The organism is Paenibacillus eucommiae, assembly GCF_017874215.1.
GTDB lineage: Bacteria > Bacillota > Bacilli > Paenibacillales > NBRC-103111 > Paenibacillus_AI > Paenibacillus_AI eucommiae.
The window spans coordinates 564,746-586,851 of the sequence record NZ_JAGGLB010000001.1; the positions used below are offsets into that span (position 1 = coordinate 564,746).

General features: G+C 48.1%; 17 protein-coding genes and 1 pseudogene. All 18 read right to left on the minus strand.

All coding sequences use genetic code 11. The features are described from left to right. Positions 1 to 23: 23 nt before the first annotated feature. Positions 24 to 860 (minus strand): LamB/YcsF family protein, encoded by an 837-nt coding sequence (locus J2Z66_RS01885; protein WP_209969217.1) that lies wholly within the window; start codon positions 858 to 860, stop codon positions 24 to 26. Positions 861 to 900: 40 nt separating this feature from the next. After that, a complete protein-coding gene (locus tag J2Z66_RS01890; protein ID WP_209969221.1) occupies positions 901 to 1,911 on the minus strand; it encodes a 5-oxoprolinase subunit C family protein in 1,011 nt (336 codons plus the stop codon). After that, positions 1,908 to 2,672, minus strand: a complete 765-nt coding sequence (gene pxpB, locus J2Z66_RS01895) for a 5-oxoprolinase subunit PxpB (protein ID WP_312894346.1) — start codon at positions 2,670 to 2,672, stop codon at positions 1,908 to 1,910. Before pxpB ends, J2Z66_RS01890 begins: the two co-directional genes overlap by 4 nt. Beyond that, on the minus strand, positions 2,660 to 3,214 hold the full coding sequence (locus J2Z66_RS01900; protein WP_281068782.1) for a UbiX family flavin prenyltransferase: 555 nt from the start codon (positions 3,212 to 3,214) through the stop codon (positions 2,660 to 2,662). The genes pxpB and J2Z66_RS01900 overlap by 13 nt, the downstream gene beginning before the upstream one ends. A gap of 149 nt (positions 3,215 to 3,363) precedes the next feature. Beyond that, the gene (locus J2Z66_RS01905) at positions 3,364 to 4,683 is read right to left on the minus strand and encodes a 6-phospho-beta-glucosidase (protein WP_209969549.1); all 1,320 of its coding nucleotides are present in this window, start codon (positions 4,681 to 4,683) and stop codon (positions 3,364 to 3,366) included. After that, positions 4,683 to 5,678, minus strand: coding sequence for an N-acetylglucosamine kinase (locus tag J2Z66_RS01910; protein WP_209969228.1), 996 nt, complete (start codon positions 5,676 to 5,678; stop codon positions 4,683 to 4,685). Before J2Z66_RS01910 ends, J2Z66_RS01905 begins: the two co-directional genes overlap by 1 nt. Before the next feature lie 175 nt (positions 5,679 to 5,853). Then, the gene (locus J2Z66_RS01915) at positions 5,854 to 8,130 is read right to left on the minus strand and encodes a hypothetical protein (RefSeq protein ID WP_209969231.1); all 2,277 of its coding nucleotides are present in this window, start codon (positions 8,128 to 8,130) and stop codon (positions 5,854 to 5,856) included. A gap of 32 nt (positions 8,131 to 8,162) precedes the next feature. Beyond that, on the minus strand, positions 8,163 to 9,902 hold the full coding sequence (locus tag J2Z66_RS01920) for an S-layer homology domain-containing protein (protein ID WP_209969234.1): 1,740 nt from the start codon (positions 9,900 to 9,902) through the stop codon (positions 8,163 to 8,165). 132 nt (positions 9,903 to 10,034) lie between these two features. Further along, positions 10,035 to 11,222 (minus strand): response regulator transcription factor, encoded by a 1,188-nt coding sequence (locus tag J2Z66_RS01925; protein ID WP_209969237.1) that lies wholly within the window; start codon positions 11,220 to 11,222, stop codon positions 10,035 to 10,037. A gap of 4 nt (positions 11,223 to 11,226) precedes the next feature. Further along, complete coding sequence (locus J2Z66_RS01930) at positions 11,227 to 13,023, minus strand: cache domain-containing sensor histidine kinase (RefSeq protein WP_209969240.1); 1,797 nt, start codon at positions 13,021 to 13,023, stop codon at positions 11,227 to 11,229. A gap of 82 nt (positions 13,024 to 13,105) precedes the next feature. Continuing rightward, positions 13,106 to 13,933 carry a carbohydrate ABC transporter permease gene (locus tag J2Z66_RS01935; protein ID WP_376774353.1) on the minus strand — a complete coding sequence of 276 codons (828 nt, stop codon included), beginning with the start codon at positions 13,931 to 13,933 and terminating at the stop codon, positions 13,106 to 13,108. A 39-nt stretch (positions 13,934 to 13,972) separates the two neighbouring features. Continuing rightward, positions 13,973 to 14,863, minus strand: coding sequence for a carbohydrate ABC transporter permease (locus J2Z66_RS01940; protein WP_209969243.1), 891 nt, complete (start codon positions 14,861 to 14,863; stop codon positions 13,973 to 13,975). A gap of 56 nt (positions 14,864 to 14,919) precedes the next feature. Then, complete coding sequence (locus J2Z66_RS01945; protein WP_209969247.1) at positions 14,920 to 16,269, minus strand: extracellular solute-binding protein; 1,350 nt, start codon at positions 16,267 to 16,269, stop codon at positions 14,920 to 14,922. 918 nt (positions 16,270 to 17,187) lie between these two features. Next, complete coding sequence (locus J2Z66_RS01950) at positions 17,188 to 17,847, minus strand: YdeI/OmpD-associated family protein (RefSeq protein WP_209969252.1); 660 nt, start codon at positions 17,845 to 17,847, stop codon at positions 17,188 to 17,190. A 43-nt stretch (positions 17,848 to 17,890) separates the two neighbouring features. After that, the gene (locus tag J2Z66_RS43730) at positions 17,891 to 18,670 is read right to left on the minus strand and encodes a DUF3900 domain-containing protein (RefSeq protein ID WP_312894348.1); all 780 of its coding nucleotides are present in this window, start codon (positions 18,668 to 18,670) and stop codon (positions 17,891 to 17,893) included. Beyond that, positions 18,650 to 19,354: pseudogene (locus tag J2Z66_RS42390) on the minus strand (DUF3900 domain-containing protein); the annotation flags it as partial. The pseudogene J2Z66_RS42390 and the gene J2Z66_RS43730, both read right to left, overlap by 21 nt. A 129-nt stretch (positions 19,355 to 19,483) precedes the next feature. Continuing rightward, the gene (locus J2Z66_RS01960; protein ID WP_209969260.1) at positions 19,484 to 20,029 is read right to left on the minus strand and encodes a DUF1003 domain-containing protein; all 546 of its coding nucleotides are present in this window, start codon (positions 20,027 to 20,029) and stop codon (positions 19,484 to 19,486) included. 228 nt (positions 20,030 to 20,257) lie between these two features. Then, on the minus strand, positions 20,258 to 21,994 hold the full coding sequence (locus J2Z66_RS01965; RefSeq protein WP_209969263.1) for an extracellular solute-binding protein: 1,737 nt from the start codon (positions 21,992 to 21,994) through the stop codon (positions 20,258 to 20,260). Between the last annotated feature and the right edge of the window lie 112 nt (positions 21,995 to 22,106).

Consider the following 22,106-nt stretch of genomic DNA (forward strand, 5'->3'; position numbering starts at 1 on the left):
TCATAAGCAACCCTAAGTTATATTCAAAACTTTTCTTGCCTTGCGTCAGACACAGTCCTCGCAGTCCTCGCAGTCCTCACAGTCCTCCCTATCGGTTGCAGGATAACCCCCGCTTTGGACAATGAATCGTTGATAGTCTGAGCAAATTCCAGCGCATGAGTACCATCACCGTGGATACATATCGTATCTGCCTTAATAGGAATTTCAATACCTTGTCTTGATACAATTCGTCCTTCTTTGACCATGCGAATGACCTGCTGCAGCGCTTCCTGCTCATCTGTCAGGACAGCATCAGGCTGGCGTCTTGGTGTTAATGAGCCATCGGATTGATAGGTACGATCAGCGAATACCTCACTAGCCGTGCGAAGCCCCGCCTTCTCGCCAGCTTTAATAAGCTCGCTCCCCGCTAGTCCGAACAATATTAGCTCAGGATCTACCTTGTAAACCGCTTCTACAACAGCTTCCGCCAAAGCACTATTTCCTGAAGACATATTGTACAGCTCTCCATGCGCCTTCACATGCTGCAGCGTACCGCCTTCAGCACGGACAAAGCCCCAGAGCGATCCGATCTGGTAAACAACCAAATCATAGGCTTCCTGGGGAGATATCTCCATCTTTCTCCGGCCAAAGCCGATCAAATCCTGCAAGCCCGGGTGAGCTCCGATAGCCACGTTCTGCTCAAGAGCCAGCTTCACTGTTCTCCGCATCGTTCCCGGATCACCGGCATGAAAGCCACAGGCGATGTTGGCCGAGGTCACATAAGGCAAGATGTCGGCGTCTCTGCCAAGTGTGTACGCCCCGAAGCTTTCCCCCATGTCACAATTAAGGTCCACATAGGTCCTTTTTATTTCCTTTTTCATATTTGCACCCCTGCTTCCCATCAACAGATTCCAAACGATTTCATCTTATTTTCATATCTATGCTTGCTTTCAATAATTGCACATTATATTGGGCGAGCAAATGCAATTCCTGTGCATCTCGAAGATCGGTTAGCTGGAAGCGGATTTTACTGCCAATCTGGGCTTGAGCCATCAGGGGGAGGTCCACGGTGATTACCTGCGCTATTTTCGGATACCCGCCTGTGGTCTGACGATCTGCCATTAAGACGATGGGCTGGCCGTCCGGAGGAACTTGCACAGTTCCAAATGTAACGGGCTCAGACAGCATCTCCTTATTCACAAGCATTTGCAGCGGCTTCCCTTCCAATCGGTAACCCATCCGATCGGACTTAGGCTGTACGCGAAAGCTCGAATTCGTTAATTCGTAAAGACTTTCAGGCTCGAATAAATCATACTGCGCACCGGGTATCACTCTAACGACAGGGTCTGGCCGATAATCGGGCATAATCGTGTTGGAGACGCGCCATGCAGCAGCAATAAAGGGCGACTCACTCCCAATCCCTTTATTTTCCAAATGAGCAGCAATTTTCGCTCCCAGCACAGACGCCGGCTTGAACTGCAAGCGGTCCTCTACATCCAACGCGCGCCCCTCGAAGCCGCCAATGCCTGCTCTTAAATAGGTAGCATAACTATTCATCTGCCGCGGCACATCGAAACCGCCTGCAACGGCTAAATAACAGCGGCTTCCCTGACTCGCAGCACCAAACTGAAGGGAACTGCCCGGACGCATATAAATAGGCCTCCACATCGGCACCGGAATTCCATCCACGGTGGGCGACATAGGGCTCCCGCATACAGCAATAACGACGGAAGCCTCAAAATAGAGCGTAGGCCCGATCACCGTCATTTCCAATGAAGCCTCTGACTGCTCATTGCCAACCAACAGGTTGGCTGTCGTATGGGCAAAGGCATCCATGGCACCGCTGGCTATAACACCATACTTCTGATACCCGAATCTCCCTGCATCCTGCAAGGTGGTCAGCAGACCCGGCTTTTGCACAACAATCGTCATATCCCTAGTCCCTTCATATACCCGTATTCCTCGCGGGAAATGGGGTAAAAGCGAATTACATTCCCTGCTTCCAGCAAGGTTGGAGGCTGCTCGCCCGGAACAAACAGCGTAAGCGGCGTCCGGCCAATCAGCTGCCAGCCGCCTGGAGTTTCAACGGAATATACGCCCGTCTGCTCTCCTGCAATTCCAACGGTTCCAGGCGGAACCGATAAGCGGGGAGTTTGTCTCCGCGGAGCTGCTATCCGTTTATCCATGCCACCCAAATAAGGAAAACCCGGGGCGAATCCGAGCATATGCACCAAATATTCACCTGAAGTATGGATAGCAATCACTTCATCCTTGCTTAATCCATTGTACTTCGCCACATGGGCCAAATCGACACCAAATTCCTCATCGTAGCACACGGGAATCTGAACAACCTGCGGCTCTGGAACTGCGTAATCGTTCATTAGCTCCAGACTATTTTTCAATAATTCCTCTACAATTTCAAATGGATACCGCGAACGCTCCGCCTGCATGCTCCTGTTATACACAAGATGAATGCGCATAGGATCATAGTACACAGTGACCGAAGTAAAAGCAGGCACAAGCTCAATCAGTCCCTCAAAAGGATGCTCAGCCAAATAAGCTGAAAAAGCTCTGATCTTCGTATTTGTTTCTATATCTGCATGCTTGCCAAGCTTAACTATAGTGGCGCTATCCCCGAAGGGGGATATGTCCAGATAACGGATAGGAACATCCCCTTTTTTTAATGGAGCCAGCGTTTGCTGACGGAATTATCGATTCCAAATTGATCCAATATTCGTGAAACGGTGTGCAGCACGATATCATCAATCGTTTCCGGCTTATTGTAAAAGGCCGGCATCGGTGGCAAAATAACGACGCCCATCCGGGCCAAACGCAGCATATTTTCCAAATGAATTTCGCTTAAAGGTGCTTCCCGTGGTACAATGACCAGCTTCCGCCTCTCCTTCAGGATTACATCCGCAGAGCGGGCTAACAGATTATCGGCAAATCCATGGCTGACCGCAGCAAGGGTTTTCATACTGCACGGTAAAATAACCATCCCGTCCGTTTTGAATGAACCGCTGGATACTATAGCCGCCTGATTGCCCTCCTGATGAACAAAAGCAGCCAGTTTCTTGACCTCATCAAGCGTATATTTGGTTTCAATCGCGATCGTTTTCTGGGCCCATGAGCTTATGATCAAATGCGTTTCCACACCAAGCTCCTTCAGCACCTCAAGCAGCCGGATTCCATAAATGGCGCCCGTTGCTCCAGACAATCCTACTATTAGCTTCATCATCTAACCCCTTTTTACTTTTAAGACACAGCTATCAGCATTATCATACTATAAAACATGAAGACATACGAATAAATCCCTGAAACAAAATTGACCAGACTTGCCTTCATTCTTCTCAAGAGAACGAAGTAAAGTCTGGTCAAAATGCTTTACTGAAAAAATTGCGGTAAATAGCTTCGGTTTTCAGTTAAAATATCATCCAGGATCGCTTTGGCAGCAGCAGCAGTCCCCACTAATGGATGAATCGTCAACGCTTGCAGCGCTGTATCATAATCACCATGTACTGCCGCTTCCACAGTCAGTTCTTCGTAAGCCTTCACTACCTGAAGCATGCCGCGGATATGGGCTCCCGGTGTGCGGGTCAACTGCAGCGGGTGAGCGCCGTCCGCATCGATAACCGCGTTCACTTCTATGGATACCTCATCGGGAAGGAACGAAATGATGCCATTATTTCGCACGTTAACGGTTTGGATATCTTTTTTATTCGTGTAAATCGAGGTCATCAGGCGGACAGCTACCTCCGAATAATAAGCCCCGCCGCGCTGCTCCAATTGAGATGGCTTGACATTCAAATCCGGATCTTTATAAAGCTCAAACAGCTCCTCTTCTACCTGCTTCACAACATCAGCCCGTGTTCCGACCGTATGCAGCTTCTCCAACTGCTCGCTAAGCATTTCGTCCCTCATATAATAATAGCGGTGATAAGCGCATGGCAGAGCCTTCAATGCTTTCAGCAGCCCTGCGTCCCAATCCAGATCCGGGATATTCTTCATCGTAAGTCCGCTGGACCCGGCTGCCTTCTCAAGAAAGTCAGTGGTGATATCCACTCCGTCCAAATGGACGCGCGTCGTCCAATTCAAGTGATTTATGCCAACCGTTTCAATATCGACAAGAGAATCGTCCACCCCATAGAGCTCAGCCACCTGCATACGAATGCCAATTGGCAGATTGCAAAGCCCGATCGTCTTCACACCGCCTCCATACTTGAGCACAGCTTCTGTAACGATACCCGCAGGATTAGTGAAATTTAGCATAAAAGCGTCTGGAGCCAGCTCCCGAATATCACGGCATATGTCCAAAATAACGGGAACGGTCCGCAAAGCTTTGGCGAAACCGCCTGCCCCGGTCGTCTCCTGACCGATCAAGCCATAGCGGGCAGGAATACGCTCATCCCGCGATCTTGCCTCCAACAATCCGACACGCATCTGGGTAGCTACGAAATCCGCCCCCTCAATGGCTTCCCGCCTATCCAGCGTCAGCTTGATTTCCATCGGAACTCCGGCCTTCTCGGCCATCCGCCTTGCGAGCGCTCCAACGATCTCCAGCTTCTCCCGTCCCGCTTCGATATCTGCAAGGTACAGCTGCTTCACAGGAAGCTCGCTGAACCTTTTAATTAAACCTTCCACCAACTCAGGCGTATAGGATGATCCGCCGCCAATGACAGCAATTTTCAATTCTTTTTGCTTCATCATACATACTCTCCTCCACCACTAATAAATGCCTGCTCCATTTCCTCTGTCACCTTGATGCCAAGCTGATCCATGGCCAGCAGCACGGCACCGAATACTGGAACCATCTCTGGAATTACAAGCTTGTAAGCATTCTCTTGACGCCCGGTCAGCTCACTGAAGGCTTCCTTTAATGCCTCCAGAAGATAGGGGCTTCTCCCCTTTTGGACGATGCTTCCCACCAGTACGATTGGCAGGACTGACAATTCCGGCAAGCCGCCAAGCCTGCGGACGACTGACCCCGCTGCCAGACCCAGCTCGCGTCCTGCTCTTTGCAGCAGCAGTATGGCTAGCTCATCTCCTTCCGCAGCCGCCTCATGCAGCACAACCGTCAGCTCATTCGGAATCTCTGTCGCATCTTGATCGAGCAGTGCCGTTACTGTCTCTTCCATGGATGCATATCCAAAGAACCCCGGCACTAATGCCGTTAAGCGGCTCGGTATTTCCCGCAGCTCCCAGGAGCGGATCGCAGCACGGAATGTTTCTACAGCCATACAATCAGCCCCCGCCCCATCACCGAACAAATAACCGAAGCCACCGGTTTGAATCGCTTTGCCCATGCTGCTTCTGCCTGCCGCGTTCGTTCCGGTACCACAAACGAGAACAACGCCCGCGTAATCACCGGCGCCAGCCCGGAGTCCTTCCATCGTATCGCATACGACATCCCAGGCTGCATAAGGCAGACTGGATAAGGCGCGATTCAGAATGGCAAAATCACTTTCACGATCGGCACCCGAAAGTCCATACTGTACAAAATCAATATCTTCCGCACAGAGTCCAGCTTCATCCAGTGCCATTCGCATGGACATGTCTATGCTGCCGAGAGCAGCTTCGATTCCATTGATTTGATAGTTGGCGCAGCCAGAAATACCGGCCCCCAGCGTCTTGCCGCTTTCATCAACGATAACGGCATGTGTCTTCGTCCCGCCGCCGTCAACCCCCATAACTATTCGCATCAGCTTCCTCTTCCTTTTCATCTTGCTTTTTATTTCTCATCTTCCTGATTCAAATTCGAATAAGTCTGCTGCCGGCAAACTGCAAGCGCCAGGTGCCCTCCGTGGGAACAATGTCCCGCCATAAGGAAACCCGGCGCTTGGCAAAACCGGCGTTCAGCTGTGCTGAGCCTCTTATTTATTCACCCTGCATCATACCGTAGTAACGACCCATCCAGTAAGGGAGAGTAAACCAAGTGCTCGAATACATGCTCCCGGAATTGTAATTAGTTCCGTTATAGGTAACCAGTTCAGGGGTAGACATATCTTGATTAGTCACATTTTCCCAGACAACAAACGGATTATTGTTAAACTTGATCAAGCGTGTTTCGTCCGGCGCCAATCTCCGGTTCGTTTGATAGTTATCATCGTCTCTCATGTTGTAATCCGCCAGCAGCAGCACATCATCCCGGTAAAAATTGTTGGAGGCCATATTATTCTGCACCTGAGGAAGGCGGTACAGGAACCAGGATGCTCCCTGCAAATCCACATTAGCTTTATGCTGGTTCGTGTATTGGTAAATAAACGTATACAGCGGATTTTTCTCGCGCTCCATATTGATCCACCAGTCATCCAGAATCCTTCTCAGATCGGTGACCCGCTGCGAATCCGGATTTTCCTGAAGCTCATTATCGATCAGCGGCAGAAACGACAGGGAGAACAGATTCTCATCGGAGTAGTTAATCGTGAGCGGCCAGTCCCTGCGATCCAGAATTCCCTGCATCCCCTCGTAACCCTCAAACTCAACGTCGACAATGTTTAAGCGGCGGCGGATGTAATCCTCAGCCATACGAATATAGCCTTTGCCATCCCCGTCGACTTCCGGATCATAATCACGATTCCACAGGTCATCGTAAACCTGGCGGTATAAGGCATTATGTTCACTGTACGTTTCATCCAGGGAGGTCAGGTAAATCGAGCTTTTCAAAAAGCTCATGAGCTCAATTGAATTAAGCGGGGCATCTTCATATCCGTAAGCATGCCCATTGGCAGGATCATGACCTTCCCATTCCCAATAATATTCGGCAAACCATTTGGACCATGAGGTGCTCAGTCCTGTTGCATCCTTCAGAATAAAACCGCTGGTGACGATATGGTGCATCATCCGGTCGGCAAACTCAATCGTAAGCTTCTTCAGGTGCTCGTCTTCCGCCCCGGTTCCATCGAACAGATAGCGGCCTGCATAATAAAATAACAGGAAGTGTCCGACTACCTCGTCAGATGAAGTGTCCGCTTTGTAAATCACTTGCTGGTCCGTATAGCCCTCATCTGTGTACAGCTTGGAAAGCATCGGGTCAAGCTCTTCCTTGATTTCCGATTTTAGCTGCCACACCACATTGTTCGAATTGTTTTTATCCAGCACGACAGGGGAAACCTGCTCGCCATAATCGCTTTCATAGCTTCTGCCTGTTGCTGTCAGATAAGCGGCTTTGGCTTCCTCTGCATGCGCTTCGTCAACGATATATTTGCTTGCTTTAACGGAATCCTTTGACTTAACAGCAACAGCATATTTCTTGCCATCGATCTCTACGCCAGTTTTCTCAAACCACAAGCCGCCGCTGATCGTATTCCGCTCGTTTAATGGGTTGTTCGGATCATTGATTACATAAGATCGGGCAGGAAAGCCATCGCCGCGTCCAGCAATTGATGATAGCAGCATCACTGCTTTAGCCCCTCTTGTTGCCGCTTCCTTGGCCTTAGCCATCTCTGTAGTATTGTTTTCCTTCTTGGCTGTCATGTACCTGTAAATTTCCCCAAGCACATATTCCGCAGTCCATAGACCGTCGTTATCTTTCGTCCCCGGGTTGCCCACATAGGCGCCATCTACAATTTGATAAGGACCATCAGAGGTCATACCACGCCGGTCAATGATCGCCCGGGTCATCTCTTCGTAAATATCCGCTTTGCCTTTCAGCGTTCTCTCCGTCATCGTGACATGCACAACACCGTTCACGTTACGAATCCAAATGCCGTTGTTCCCGTCTGAAGCCAGACCTGTCACAATATCGCTGTCATTCCCGCCAGTACTGTTATAGAGATAACGCGGACCATTCATATACTGTACATAGTCCGCTTTATCCTTCTCCTTGAAATTGAACCGGATAACACCACGGTCCGTTCCAGCCCATAACGTGTCGCCATCACGGGCAAACGCCTTAACATGAGCATCACCAATCGATTTCAGCAGCTCCACATTGTCCGGAATTTCCAGAGAAGTCTGGAATGCCTCATTAACCTCTTGGCTAACAGGCAGTGCGGCAAACTCTGTTGTGTTATAGTAAGCCATTTCTTTCTGCAGCGTCGAGCGCAGCTCGACAGGTTTATAAGCAGCAGCCGCGAACGCCTGAAGCGGCAAAGCCATCGACAATATCAGGGTCAGGCTGATCCATTTGATCCAACTTCCAAACTTGTTCATCGTTATCCTCCTTAGTGTTTCGTAGGGTAAAGTTACATGTATTTGACTCTGGAAACAGATTGATCAGTAAGAATCCACAGGTAGCTGCCATCAATAAGCAGTGCTTTGATCGAGCCCTCGAAATAAGTTCCCGTTTCATAAACTTTGACTTCCTCTGCGTTAGTGCCGTAAGGATCGTAATATTTCAGTTGATTTTCTGTGGCAGACCAAACCTTGCCTTGTGCATCGACTGCCGACGTCACTACCTTTTCACTTACCGGGAAAATCGAATGCTGGAATGTAAACCGGAAATCGATAACCGCTTCTCCACTTAAAATGCGATCATAATCCTGCAGTGCCCCAGGCACGCCAACCTCACGCTTGCCATATGTCTTCACACTGCCGACCGGATCTGGATTCGTTCCTGGATTTGTCCCAGGATCGGTGCCGGGATTGCCGGGATTGCCGGGATTCGATCCTGTTCCCGGATTCGATCCTGACGTCGCACTATCCTTGGTTCTTTCCGTGCCGGCAACCTTCGCCTTCACTCCATTTTTCAGCTGTAGCTTTTGCGGCTCTTGCTCAACGGTGACTCCGTTCACAGAGATAACCGCTTGCTTGATTACGCCCTTTCCAGTGATGGATACCGGGGCATTAACATCAACCTCAGTCACGGATGAGGAAGCATTCAGCTCAATCTGCGCACCTTGGGCTTTCGCTGTTATGTCCAGCTTGTCGATCACAGCGCCATCCAGAATGAGCCTGACATTGGAAGCAATCGTCAAATGAGCAATCTTTCCTTTTACGATGAAAGTTTTGCCGTCCGTTCCCGCCTCGATAACTACATTCGCAAGCTGGCTGTCCATTTCGTTCACCAGTATACCGCCGCTGCGGACAACAATCTCCGGGATCACAGTGGTGCCCTGCAGCACAACGCGGACATCACCTGATTGCTTGTCGATTTCCAGACTGCCGCCTATGGTGCTGTCAGCAATCGTGATACTGTGATCGCCGCCACCCTGCACATAAACGTTGCCCGCTACTTTGGAATGACTCAAAGCTGCGTCACCGCTGCCGATCCCTGGCGCAAGATAAAGATTTTTACCGACCCCGGCTCCCTCTAACTTCGCGCCACTTGTATGGATTACCATGTTTCCAGCCACAGTGTCTGAATATGTACCCGCTTTGCCAATCAGTTTGCCGATCGTATTGTCCATCATAACTACCGCTTCAGCACGGGTAATGGAAGCCTTCGGCGCATAGCTGTTATTTTCCCTGCCTGTTACAAAAGACTGCTCCTTCATCGCGCTCACGGCTTCCTGCGCCCAAACCGCAATATCCTTTGCATCGCTGAATGCTTCATACGCACCAGCGTTTTGAGACTGCAAACGGAAAGCCTTGGCAAGCATCACAGCCGCTTCCTGACGGGTAATGGCAGAGAGCGGATTCATCCGGCCCTTGTCATCCCCTTCAATAACACCCGCATGGTAGGCTGTTGCGATGTCCACCGCATACCATTTGCTCGCTTCCACATCTGGAAAGGCTTGAGCAGCTGCTGCTTCAAACCGGAACACCCGGTTAACCAGAGCAATAAATTCCGCTCTTGTAATGGAAGCTCCGGGTCTCAGAGAGCCGCTTTCATCTCCCTGCAAAAGCCCGCTTGCCACCCAGCTTTGCATTTGCTTCTCGGCCCAGGCGGGTAAGGTCTCTTGCGCTCCGGCAACGGCGGACGCTGAGGTCAGCCCCATACATAGTGCTAATGAAAGCACCATCGATTTCTTTATTTTTTTCATTTTTTTTGCTCCTCCTGCCGCATAATATACTTTGAACCGACTATATTCACTAACAGCGACGGCTCTCGCCGTCCCTGACGTAAACGAACATTAAACCAACATGAAGTCAACATGCATGGGGAATTTCCTTTTTCAACGCATACTCTTCCCAGGTTCTTCCTTCAGTGCGCCCCTGTATTCGCTTGGTGTCATTTGCACCAGCTTGCGGAATACTTGGGTAAAGTGCCGCAAATCTTGATAACCGACCCTTTCAGCAACTTCCGTTACTTTGAGGCTGCTGGTGCCAAGCAGCTGCTTGGCATGTTCGATTCGGAGCTGCATCACAAACTCCTTGTAACCGGTCCCAGTCGATTTCTTAAAGAGATGACTGAAATATACCGGATTCAAGTAAACGGCAGCAGCTACCTTCTCCAACGAGAGATTTTCGTTGAAATGATTTTTTATATATTGCATGGACACTTCAATAATCTCATTATGATTTTCGTAGGGAGGATCTTCACCCATTTGCGCCTCGTTCTTGAGCATCGCAGCGACTTGATCCGGAATATCTCCGAAGGTATGGAGTAAATGGGATACTTGGAGCTGTGATTTCCCTTGGACACTGCCCGGAAGCGACTCGAGCAGTTGACTTTGTACCCGCTCCATTGAGCTTGATGGAGAGAATACACCCAGCAGCGTGCTGCGCCCGAAGCTGACCACAAATCCTTTCCCGTGCCTGTTCATCCACGCGGCCATTTCCTGCCTGGCATCAACATGCCACTGCATTTCATCCTGTGCGGATTCCATACGGTACAAAATCAGCATGCAGTCTGCGTATTCCGCTGCCAGCGATCCCAGATCGAACCGGCCATCTGCCGCGTCCAACCCGGCAGCCCAACATTGAAACACAGCTTCCCGCGCGTCCAAAAGCTGATTCTGAACCTGCTCGCGTTGCAGGAGGGCTGCTTGTTCCAACTCCAGCTCCGCTTCCAAGGTCTGCAGCAGCTCAATCACTTTTGGCTTTCCTATCGGCTTGAGTATATAGTCCTTGGCTCCGTAACGAAGCGCCTGTTGGGCAAATTCGAAATCAGAATATGCCGAAATAACGACCCATCGAATCGTCTTATGCAGCTGTACGCCTTGCCGGAGCAGATCGAGGCCGCTCATCCCGGGCATCATAATATCAAGAAACACGACATCTACGTCAGCTTCCTCCAGCAAGGACAGCGCCTGTTCGCCTGATTCGGCTGTCCCGACCATCCAAGCCGGAAAAGCAGTCTCCACCGTTCGCCTGATACCTTCACGAATGGTCCATTCATCATCAACAATTAATATCCGCATGCTCTCACCCCTGCAGTGACCTGCCGGACCCTTCCAAATGATTTAACGGTAAAGACACGCTGACTGTAGTACCGCGAGCTGAGCCGCCTGATGTTAGATGCAATCCGAACTCTCCGCCAAAGCGATAAGCAATTCTACGATGCACATTAAGAAGTCCTATACCGGACCCTGTATGCTCCGATCTGTCCTTATAACGGCGATCCTGGTTAAAAATTCTGTTCATTTCTTCCACCGCTTCAATGGACATCCCTGAGCCCGTGTCCTCGACAATAAGCAGCACTTTATCATCCTGCCTCCGCATCCCAATTCGGATGGACCCTCCACTCTTGCCGATTCCATGAATTACAGCGTTCTCGACGATAGGCTGCAGCGACATTTTGGGCAATTGCAAATCCATCAAAGACGGGTCCAGATCCCATTCGAATACCAGCTTGTCCTCAAACCTCATCTGAGTAATCAACGCATAGTTGCGGATCTGCTCCAGCTCCTCGCGGATCGTAGCTTCTGATCCTTTCGACCAATTACTGCTGTAGCGGAATATCCCCGACAAAGCCAAGATAACGTTACAAAGCTGCTCATTTTCCTTCTCATCCAGCATCCAATAAATCATATCCAGCGTATTGTAGAGAAAATGCGGATTGACCTGCGACTGCAGCGCGTTAAGCTGGGCAATTTTTTCGCTTTCAGAAACTTCCTTCACCCTGACGAACAATTCGTCGATTTGATGCACCATTTGATTGAATACATCTGTCAGCACTTCAATTTCAATGTAGGATTTCACCTTCGGTATTTCCTCGAAACGGCCCCGCTTCGCTTTTTTCATATACCGGATCATCTGCTTAAAGGGCGCAGTAACACTAACCGAGAGAAAAAAAGTGAGCAGGAGCGACAGCACCATCAGCCCTAACGTAAAACCGATAAAATAATGCTTCATCGAGCTAAGCTCTACCTGCAAAACAGAAAGCTTGATCACACTGACCATTTGCCAATCATTAATAGCAAGCGCTGAAGCAATCAGCCTTTTGCTATCCGTCTCGGAGCTCGTGCTTTGCTCTCTGACTGTTGCCGCCGGTAAAGGATATTCAAAGGAGGTCTGCAGAAGCTCCGTGTCGGGATGCGCTTTGATCTGTCCGTCATGGACGAGAAAGGAATCCATTTGCCCGGAAAAATTCATATTCTCCAGGATGCCCTTCAGCACCCGCGGCTTCATCTCAATCAGAACCAGGCCAACCGTTTCGGAACGGTTCAAATTATAGAGCTTGCGGCCAAAAGCGAAAACGCTTCCTTTTCCGTTCTTCTCGATTACAGAATTTCGTTCCATGCCGAGCCAGACGGTTTCCCCGCCAGACTCATTTAAACGGCGGTACCACTCGCTGCTAGCAAAGCCCGGTTCAATAACCTGTGTCAGTCCGCCATAGCTATACACCGCACCGTCCATGCCGAGCACGTGAATGCCTATCACATCATCCCATGCATAATAGATGGCTCCCAGCGCATTCGTGATCGTTCGTTCATTAATCGCGCGTACGGCTGGATTTTCCTGCTTGCGCCCGAGCAGACGCTGAATATCCGGATTAGTAACAATCGATTTACCCAAGCTGTCATATCCCTTGAGCAGCAAATCGACATGATCGCGAGCCTGCATCACATTTTTGGCGGCCGCATCATCCAGCATTTTTTTCACACGGCCTGAAGAGCTCTCATAATAAACAAGTGATAAAATAACGAGCAGGCAAAAAAAGCTGGCGGCAAATAATAGAAAAATTCGGGTTCCGATCGAACGGGGGCGAAGCAGCTTCATAATGGTGCACCTTTTTCTCCGTATGTTGTATGATGTAGAAACATGTCGAAATAAATGATGCCTCATTATATCACGAAACCACTTAGCCCTTAATAGCTCCGGCGACCATGCCTTTAGTTATTTTTTCAGAGAGTGCAAAGTAAACCAGCATGACCGGCAGCATTCCCAAAATCAGGTAAGCCCCTATGACTCCATAATTCGTCGAGTACTGGCTGAAAAAGCTGTAAATTCCAAACGGCAGTGTTTTTAGACTAATACTGGAAATGAAAGTAGATGCCATAATATATTCATTCCACACGTCGATAAACGTCAAAATGGTTACTGTTGTAAGCGGCGGAACAATAATCGGCAGCATAATGCTGAAGAAGGTCCGGTACACCGACGCCCCGTCAATCGCCGCTGACTCCTCCAGCTCACGAGGTACCGTATTGAAAAAACCGCTTAAGATGAAAATAGCTATCGGAATTGCAAAGGCAATGTACGGTAAAATTAGCGACAAATGTGTATTTAAAATGCCCATTTTCTTAAATAGAACAACGAGCGGCAGCAAGGTTGACTGCAGCGGAATCATAATACCTGTCATGAAGACCAGCATCACCAGCTTGCCCCATCTCCATCCAAAGCGTGTAATCGCATAGGACACCATCGAGCTGAGAAGCAGTGTAACGAATACCGTTATGCTGGCAACGAACAGGCTGTTAAACAAGTAGCGCAAGTAGTGACCAGACTCATACGCCTGAGCATAGTTGCTCCACTGGAATTCGGCCGGCAGCGAGAAAAACCGGCCCGACAAAATTTCCTTTTTCGTCTTAAATGAATACAGCAGCAGCCAGAGCAGCGGATATACCTGTGTAAAGAACAGCAGGATGAATACGGTCCAAACCGCCGGTTTTCCTAAATATCTCAACACCGTGAATGTACGCCCTCTCTTCCGTGCAATGGAAACGGATTATTGTATCGCATCTTCTGATCGCTTGAATATTTTGTTGAGCAGCAGAGTTGCCAGCAGGCAGGCTGCCACCAGAAAGACTGAAATTGTACTTCCATAGCCATATTCCAGCGAAGAAAATGTTCTTTTGTACATATGACTCGAAATTACATCCGTGGCGTTCCCAGGTCCGCCTCCCGTCATCACCATGACGATATCGAGTGTTTTCAGCGAGCCGATCACCGCCAGCACCATGGAAATTTTGAAAACCGGCGCCACGAGCGGAAAAGTAATGTAGCGGTCTACCGTCCAGCCTTCGGCACCATCGATTTTGGCCGCTTCATAAATTTCCTGCGGAATGTTCTGTACCCCGGTGAACTGAATCAGCAAGTGATAGCCAAGGTACTGCCACAGCGAGACAAAAATCAGCGCATAAATCGCAAAGGTGGGATCAGCCAGCCACGGTCGCGCCCACTCACCCAGTCCGAGCCAGGCCAGAGCATCATTTAAGAGTCCACCCATAGAGGCGGGACTGTAAATCGATTTCCACAGCTGCCCGATAACGACTACGGATAAAATGACGGGCAAAAAGAAGCTGGATACAAGGAAATTCGGACGTTTCACATAGCGGCTCAGCCAGACGGCCAGCAGCAGGGCAACTGGAATTTCAGCCATGGAAAAGGCTGCGTACAGCAGCGTCCGGTAGACGGACGGCCAGAAGATAGCGTCCTTGGTCAGCATATTTATGTAATTCGACCATCCGACGAACGTCGCAGCACCTATCCCATTCCATTGAAAGAAAGAGTAGTACAGCGAAATGATAATAGGTACAAATACAATCGCGACATATAACAAGAGGCAGGGCAGCACGAAAATGGCAATGGCACGCCACGATACTTTGGCAATATTCACATTCTCTTTATCTCCTATCCATAAATTACCTTCGGAAATTCCATTTATAAATTTGCTTACTGTTTATTTTCTTCGAATGCATTTTGATGCTCTTTAGCCGCTTCCTCCGGACTGATTTTGGAAGCAAACAAATTCTGAATGCTGTTTAAATGAACTTGAGTTGTACTTGGGTCCATCGTGTTATCGAAGGCGATATCGCCGCCATTCACGCTTTTGAACATATCCAGCACATCCATAGCAAGCTTTGAGTATCCAGCAGCCTGGAAGTCACCCTCCACCTTCTGGGCAAGACCAACCGCATTTTTCATCTCAAAAGAAACCTTCGGATAATTTAGCATGTAATAGTGCAGGAAATCCTTTGCTTCCGCCAGATGAGGACTGTTCGCTGCCAAGGCAAAGCCTGTTCCGGGACCGAGCATAAATTCATTCGGATCTCCCTTGCCATTCACGGTTGGGAAAGCAAAAACACCAATTTTATCGACAATATCGCTATCCTCAATGGCCGCTGTAGCCCATGTGCCCATGAAATACATCGCTGTCTTCCCTGTTATAAACAAGTTTTCAGCCATATCGTAATCATAAGAGGTAGCACCTTCCTGAAATCCGTTAACCTGAATAAATTCCTTCATTTTGGCAATCGATTCTACAAAAGCAGGATCCATAAAATCTTTTTTACCCGCAAGAATTTCGTTCAAGAAACCAGGACCTGCCAGACGCAGAACAATGTTCATAAAAAAGTAGGAGCCCGTCCACGTTTCCTTTTCGCCAACAACCATCGGAATGATGCCACGTTCGTTAAAGGTTTTCGCAGCCTGCACCAGCTCTTCGAAGGTTTTAGGAACCGCTACCCCTGCTTGCTCGAACAGCTCTTTATTGTAGTAAACGGCAGCAACGTTATTACCGTCAGGCAAAGCGTAGATGTGATCATCAAATTTGTAATAATCGAGAATCCCAGTCTGGAAGCTGTCTCCCAGCCCCTCGCGGGCAAGAATGTCGTCGAGCGGAGCCAGCTTGCCTCCTGTAACGAACGGTTCCATTTGCGCACTGGCATTAACAACTGTAATATCCGGCATGCTGTCGGACGCTGCCTGTGTTTTCAGCTTGATTTTCTGCTGATCCATATTTAACGAATCGATTTCAATCTTGATAGCCGGATTGGCTGCTGTGTAATCATCAATCAATTTGCGCATTACCCGGTGCTGAATGTTCGTTTCATCGGGATAGGCGTTTTGAAAGGTCAGCTTAACTTCCTTTTGTGACTCTTTTCCTGAATCGCCGCCTCCCTCTTGCTTCGTAGTCCCTTCACTTGGGACCTGGCTGCTGTTCCCGCCGCCGCAAGCAGCTAGCGAGAAAACAAGGGCAATGCTCAGCAGAACGAAAGCCGTCCGCTTGAATGTTGACAACATTTTTGAAACCCTCCCTGTACGGTACATTTTCAAAACACTTTTCAATCCATTTTCGAACCATTTCCGAACCGCTTTTTTACCAAATAATTCCCAATTTCTTTGCTTGACTGTTTCTTTAATGCTTCGTTGCTACTTCCTCATTATGAGGGTAAAAGCGTTTACAAACTATGCATAAACTCAAGATGTAATGTTTGTTTTTTAAAGATGTTGCTTGTTGTAAGATAAACGCCTTGCGACGTCCTTTGATGTACGTGTTCGTGACTTGGGTGCGTTGCGGAGGGAATGGCTGTGGGCTCCAGCCGCTGTTAAAGATTTGTTCCCTTGAATGGTATACATGAGGAGGTAGGAACAAATCTTTAAATGCGGACGCTACCGCTCTTCCGCCCACAGCCATTCCCTCTCTTAGCTACAATCGCACGCATCACACGAACACCAAGCTCAAACGGACAGCCAGCAAGGGTTTTCTCTTGATATAGAGGGGATTTCCTAGCTGGCGTAGCGCTAGGAATGAAGAGCGCGCAGCTGAGAATGGAGCTGTTACTTTTAACGATGTTTTTCATCGCTAAAAGCAGCAGTTCCTCTCCACAACCTTACTTTAACGATGAAAAACATCGTTAAAATCTCTTTTTAGCCCCCTGAGTGGCCATTTGTCCTCTTTTAACGATGAAAATCATCATTAAAGTGACCATTTGTCCTGGAGCACCTGCTTTAACGATGAAAAACATCGTTAAGTCAAGCACACGCCCCCCATTCGGGAGAGGCCCACTGCTGCTATCAGTAAAATTCAAAAAAAGCCTATCCGGGATCTCTCGATCTACCGACAGGCTTCTAACATGGCTTTTTACATGGCTTTCTTAAATTGCTTCTTTTCCTGGAACATACGAAACATACGAATACGAACTACTCATGCCTCACTTACTACTCCTTCAACTGTGGCGCTTTAATGCCTTTGCCCAGCTTGTCCAGCGCTTTTTCGATCCGGCTTCGGCGAGTCTCTTCCCGTTTGGCCTCCGTGATCCAGCGGACATATTCTTTCCGGTGGCTATAGGCCAGCCCGTCAAAAAAAGCTTCGATTTCCGGCACCTCATGCAGGGCATGGCGCAAATCATCCGGTACCTCCACCGCCCGAGTCGGGTCTACCGTTACTTTCGTCCCCGTAGTTAGCCGCTCTTGTCTTGTTCCTGTCGTGTTAACGAGCTCGGAAGGACGAAACCGCATGCATGACCAGGTATCATCTATTGAGATCAGTGCAATTCCCTCGAACCCTTTGCCGGAAATTACATCCCAGCCTGAATCTCTATTCAGGTCCGTTTTCATTTTGGAGCTTTTCTTGGGATAAGCAATCCAGAACAGCGCATTATGCTTTACCGCATCGCATGCCTTAGGGCCCCATGCCTCCAACTCGGCCACACTGCTTACGAACAACAGCACAACGTCGTATTCACCTACCGGCTCATGAGACAGCTCCGTCTCCTCGGGAAGCGGAAGAAGAAGCTCCTTATATCCTACTGGCAGATTTAGCATCAAAATAGATTGTCCTGCAGCGATTCTCATTTTTTTGTGCAGTTCGGCATTCATTTGGCGGCGTCCCCCTCAGCTTCAGTGTTCAACCCCATAAAGCTTAGTACGGCAGTCCGTCGTCCGCTTTCTCCCCTAGTCTCTTAATCACCTGGTCGAGTCCTTCCGGCTTGAGCAGCTCAATCGGCGAGACGCCCTTGTCGAATTGGAACTGATCGCCTTCAATAAGTACGACGTAGCGTCCGTTATGTCTGGCAATGTGGATGCTGTTACCGTAGTCGGCCAGGTTTCCTTTGATCGCGATGCCGTCCAGGCGGAATTTAAGCTCCAATTCCTCGTTGTGCTCCGTCAGCTTGGCTGCCGCTTCCACAACTTGCGTATGATCCCATTTCTCCTGAAGATCCCGCTTCTCGCTGTACGCCCACAATTCAAAGCTTTGGCGCTCCCGCTCCCACGCTTCATATCCATCATTATCCTGCCCTCGCTTGCCGGGCCCTGCCTGTTCTGGGCTCCACTGATTTCTTGCAGGCGCTGCATGCAAAATCCCGCTGTTTCCCGTCTGCCGTTCCATATTCCCGTCACCGGACGTCCTCAAATCCTCATATTCGCCTGCTTCATCAGGCTGCCCTTGATATCCTGGGGCCATTTGCCCAAGCTCCCCCGGTTGTCCCGACTGGTCATATTGATCGTTTTGTCCATATTGCCCATATGACTCCCCTGGTCCCGATGCTTCCGGATTGTCAATTCGGCTCAGCTGTCCCAATTCCCCGGCTGACTGCCCATAGGTATAGGTATTTGCTTCCCCTTGCCCTTGCATGGCGGCAAAAGCCGGATCAGGGCTCGTCCCCAGCAACTGATTTTGCTCCATATATTCCTGAACCATGGCAATGACCTGCTCGCTTACAATTTCCGGCTTTGATTTCTCATAAGATACATATTTCAGAAAATCCTCGAAATAACGCGCATGTGATGCCTGATGAACCTTCAGCTCATACTCCTCCAGCATTCCCTCCTCGGGCATGAACGGATACTGAATGGACTTCATACTGCGGGCACTGATGGCCATATCCACCTGTGCAACCAAGCTGGTCTCGTCCGAAATCCGGGCTACCTTCGGCTCAAAATCACACTTCATCACAAACAGAAACGGCTCTTCGAAATAACGGGTCAGGCGGGCACTCGCCACGATAAACGCTCCACCTCTTACCGCACTCGTTTCCATATAGATACGTATCATGTCGTCGCAGTGATTTTTGAAATCCTCCATCTTGGTCACAAGGCGCAGGCGCTGAAATAAATTGTAGTTCGGATTGCTGTCCAGCTCATGCCCGGGCTCCACGATAAACCGGCCAATCTTGGTCGGAGCCTGCTCCGTGTTCGGATTTTTCTCCACCTTGCGCTTGCAAATACGAGTAAATTCACCGTCTAGAAAATGCTTGATCTCACTGTGCTCATAGGTATCGCCGTCCATTGTGCGGTAGTGCTTGTATGTTTTGCCAGAAGCAGCGGCGTCGCCGCCTTCCGTCTGAATAACGAAAAAAGATAGAAAGTGTACAGAAAAATCCATATTTGTTCCCCTTATCGAATCATAGTCTAAACCCACCTGCCATTTTGCAGCGAATCTCTATTATACTATAAAACGACGAAAATGCGCAGACTCCATTCCGACTACAATCACAATTGCACGCGCCAAGGTTCAACCTTTATGGTATTTTCCTGCCGAACCAACGATTAATTCTTCTAATCGCTCAAGCTTCTCTTCCATCCGATGAATGGCCTGCTGCAACTCTAAATTTTCTTGTTCTGCTTTGAAATTAATGGCAAAATCCATGATCGCGTCCTGCTTGTCTTTTTTCTGCTGTCTATTTTGGCTCATTAATATAATAGGTGCTTGAAAACCTGCTGTAAAAGATAGAATAAGATTTAATAGAATAAATGGAGCCGGGTCAAAATGGAATGTAAAACTAACGATGTTCCAGATGATCCAGGAGCCTAGAAAAATCGCGAACCAAACGATAAATGTCCAGCTCCCGCCAAAAGACGCCACTTTATCTGCCAGACGTTCCGACCATGTAATTCTTTTATTATCCTCGATATCCAACTGCCTCTTTATACTTCCTTTATATTCCTTTACCATATATTGGACTCTTTTGATGTGCTCGCCGCTAAGTTTATCGGGATCCATTTCTTCAATGATCAATGTATCATCCGTTCGGGTAGTTTTCACTTTATTTTCTTCCATAACTTTATGATCCTCTCCTTATCCATATAGGATTAAGCCAATGAACTAAATTTTTATTACCCGATGATAATTAGTTTAAAACGCTTGTAACCCATAAGGAAAGTATTGCCACAAACGGGCTAGGAGAAGGGCAGATTCATGTATGAGTGCAAAAAACAACGCGCCCCGATAAAGTATCGGCACGCGCTGAGAGCTTGTTTTTTTTTATTTTGTCTACTTTTTCATTCTTTATTTCAGCTGATCCAGTTGAGCCTGCTTTTCCTTGTAAAGCCTGTTGTATTCATCAACAATAGTTTCCGGCTTCAGCTTTTCGTATTCACTGATGATGGATTGATACAACTGCTCGAACTCCTCGTCAGACTTCGGAGTTATGATCAGCTTTGCGAAGTTTTTCGTGCGGAAATCCACTATTTTTTGGTGCAAAGCACCTAGTGCCGAGGTCGTGTCTATGGAAATGGTACCCGCTATGCCTGTAGGAGCAGCCTCGCCAGTTTCCAAGAAGTATTCCTTAGAATTAGCCCATCCTAATTGAGTATAAGCATCTTTCATTCCAGGAGTCAGAATCAATTCATCCTGAATCATCGGGTCAAGACTCATAGAGTAAGGCACTCCATCTGGTGCATTCGAGTAAACATCTCCCAGAAAGGTAAACAATCCAAAACCAATACTTCTTGCGGCATCAGCATCATGTAGCAGTTTTTTGTAAGCATCTGTTGGCACGCGTTTGCCGTTTTCGATCGTATACTCATCACCCTCCACTCCGGATTGAAGTAATATCCGGCCTTCTTCCGAAGCGGCCCATGCCAGCAGTTCCTCAATTCGCTCTGGATGCTTGGCATTTTTTGTAATAGCAAAAATAGCGAAAGGACGAGTATCTTCAACACGAATTTGTCGTTTTTCATTGCGTTCCATTTGCTTCATGCTGCGCACTGGCATATTGATGTACTGCAACTCAGGTTGGCCGGCTGTAATTAGACCTTGATTGGTCTCAGTTATTCCCGACACCACATACCACAAAGACAAGACCCTACCACTGTTTAGCTTTTCACTGACCTGATCTCCCTTATCTGTAAACGCATCTTTATCCAAAATGCCTTCGCGGTAAAGCTTATTGAAAAACTCTATACTTTCTTTTACATACTCATTCTTCATATAATCTTCATATTTGCCTTCCACTTGATTCCAAATGACACCCAAGTTTCCTGCAGCTGTAGAATACCTGCCGCCTTTTTCATACATGATACCTCCTATTCCCTGCATTCCCCATGGTTCTGCGAAAGGAACAACCATTCCAAGTGTTTTCTGGCCATTCGTAGTAGGGTTATCTTCGAGCGCTTTCTTAAGGAATTTAATGTAATCGTCTGTCGACAGTAAATTAGGCCATCCCTGCTGCTTAAGAGCATCGATCCGGACTCCAACATCAAGCACCTCTACATTGTTTTTGAAATCAACCGGTACGCCTGCCTCCCATTTATACAACTTCCCGTCAAATGCGGATAATCTCCATAATGGAATCTGCTTACTATACCTCTCAGCAAAATCTGGTGTGTTTTTAACAAAATCTTCGAGATCTAACAAAGCTCCAGCACGTACATATTTGTCGAAGGTGTCATTATCCTTAATCGAAACAATTTCCGGATAATCACCTCCAGCCAGCATCAAATTCAGTTTATCTGCATAATTTCCGGAAGTTTGCACAAACTCAAACACTATATTGAACTTTTCTTTAATGATTCTGCCAATTTTGGTTTCATCACTTCTTTTAATTTGACCTTTGACTTGAGAAAGTACTTTAATCGTATATTCCTTTTTAGTTGAATGACTCCCAGTCGGAGTGCTTGTTGAATCCTTACCTCCAGGTGACGCTGATGAGTCTGGGGTTTTGGTACTTGAGCTGCAGGCCATTACAAATACAAGAATGATAATCATGCCTAACATTAATAGTTTCCTGCCATTAGCTTTCAAATTTTTTCCCCCTAGTGATAAATTGTAAAATGGTAAGCGTTTACATTTTGATTATAAACTCAGGCTGTATGATTGCGTATGTCAGAAATTTAGCACCCCTATGTTCAATTAT

Bases quoted from the DNA above. Each gene is read 5' to 3' on its own strand.
- J2Z66_RS01915 (WP_209969231.1), bottom strand. From the start codon at position 8,130: ATGAACAAGTTTGGAAGTTGGATCAAATGGATCAGCCTGACCCTGATA.
- J2Z66_RS43730 (WP_312894348.1), bottom strand. From the start codon at position 18,670: ATGGTTCAGGAATATATGGAGCAAAATCAGTTGCTGGGGACGAGCCCT.
- J2Z66_RS01930 (WP_209969240.1), bottom strand. From the start codon at position 13,023: ATGAAGCTGCTTCGCCCCCGTTCGATCGGAACCCGAATTTTTCTATTA.
- J2Z66_RS01925 (WP_209969237.1), bottom strand. From the start codon at position 11,222: ATGCGGATATTAATTGTTGATGATGAATGGACCATTCGTGAAGGTATC.
- J2Z66_RS01945 (WP_209969247.1), bottom strand. From the start codon at position 16,269: ATGTTGTCAACATTCAAGCGGACGGCTTTCGTTCTGCTGAGCATTGCC.
- J2Z66_RS01950 (WP_209969252.1), bottom strand. From the start codon at position 17,847: ATGAATGCCGAACTGCACAAAAAAATGAGAATCGCTGCAGGACAATCT.
- J2Z66_RS01905 (WP_209969549.1), bottom strand. From the start codon at position 4,683: ATGAAGCAAAAAGAATTGAAAATTGCTGTCATTGGCGGCGGATCATCC.
- J2Z66_RS01900 (WP_281068782.1), bottom strand. From the start codon at position 3,214: ATGAAGCTAATAGTAGGATTGTCTGGAGCAACGGGCGCCATTTATGGA.
- J2Z66_RS01890 (WP_209969221.1), bottom strand. From the start codon at position 1,911: ATGACGATTGTTGTGCAAAAGCCGGGTCTGCTGACCACCTTGCAGGAT.
- J2Z66_RS01885 (WP_209969217.1), bottom strand. From the start codon at position 860: ATGAAAAAGGAAATAAAAAGGACCTATGTGGACCTTAATTGTGACATG.
- J2Z66_RS01910 (WP_209969228.1), bottom strand. From the start codon at position 5,678: ATGCGAATAGTTATGGGGGTTGACGGCGGCGGGACGAAGACACATGCC.
- J2Z66_RS01920 (WP_209969234.1), bottom strand. From the start codon at position 9,902: ATGAAAAAAATAAAGAAATCGATGGTGCTTTCATTAGCACTATGTATG.
- J2Z66_RS01960 (WP_209969260.1), bottom strand. From the start codon at position 20,029: ATGGAAGAAAATAAAGTGAAAACTACCCGAACGGATGATACATTGATC.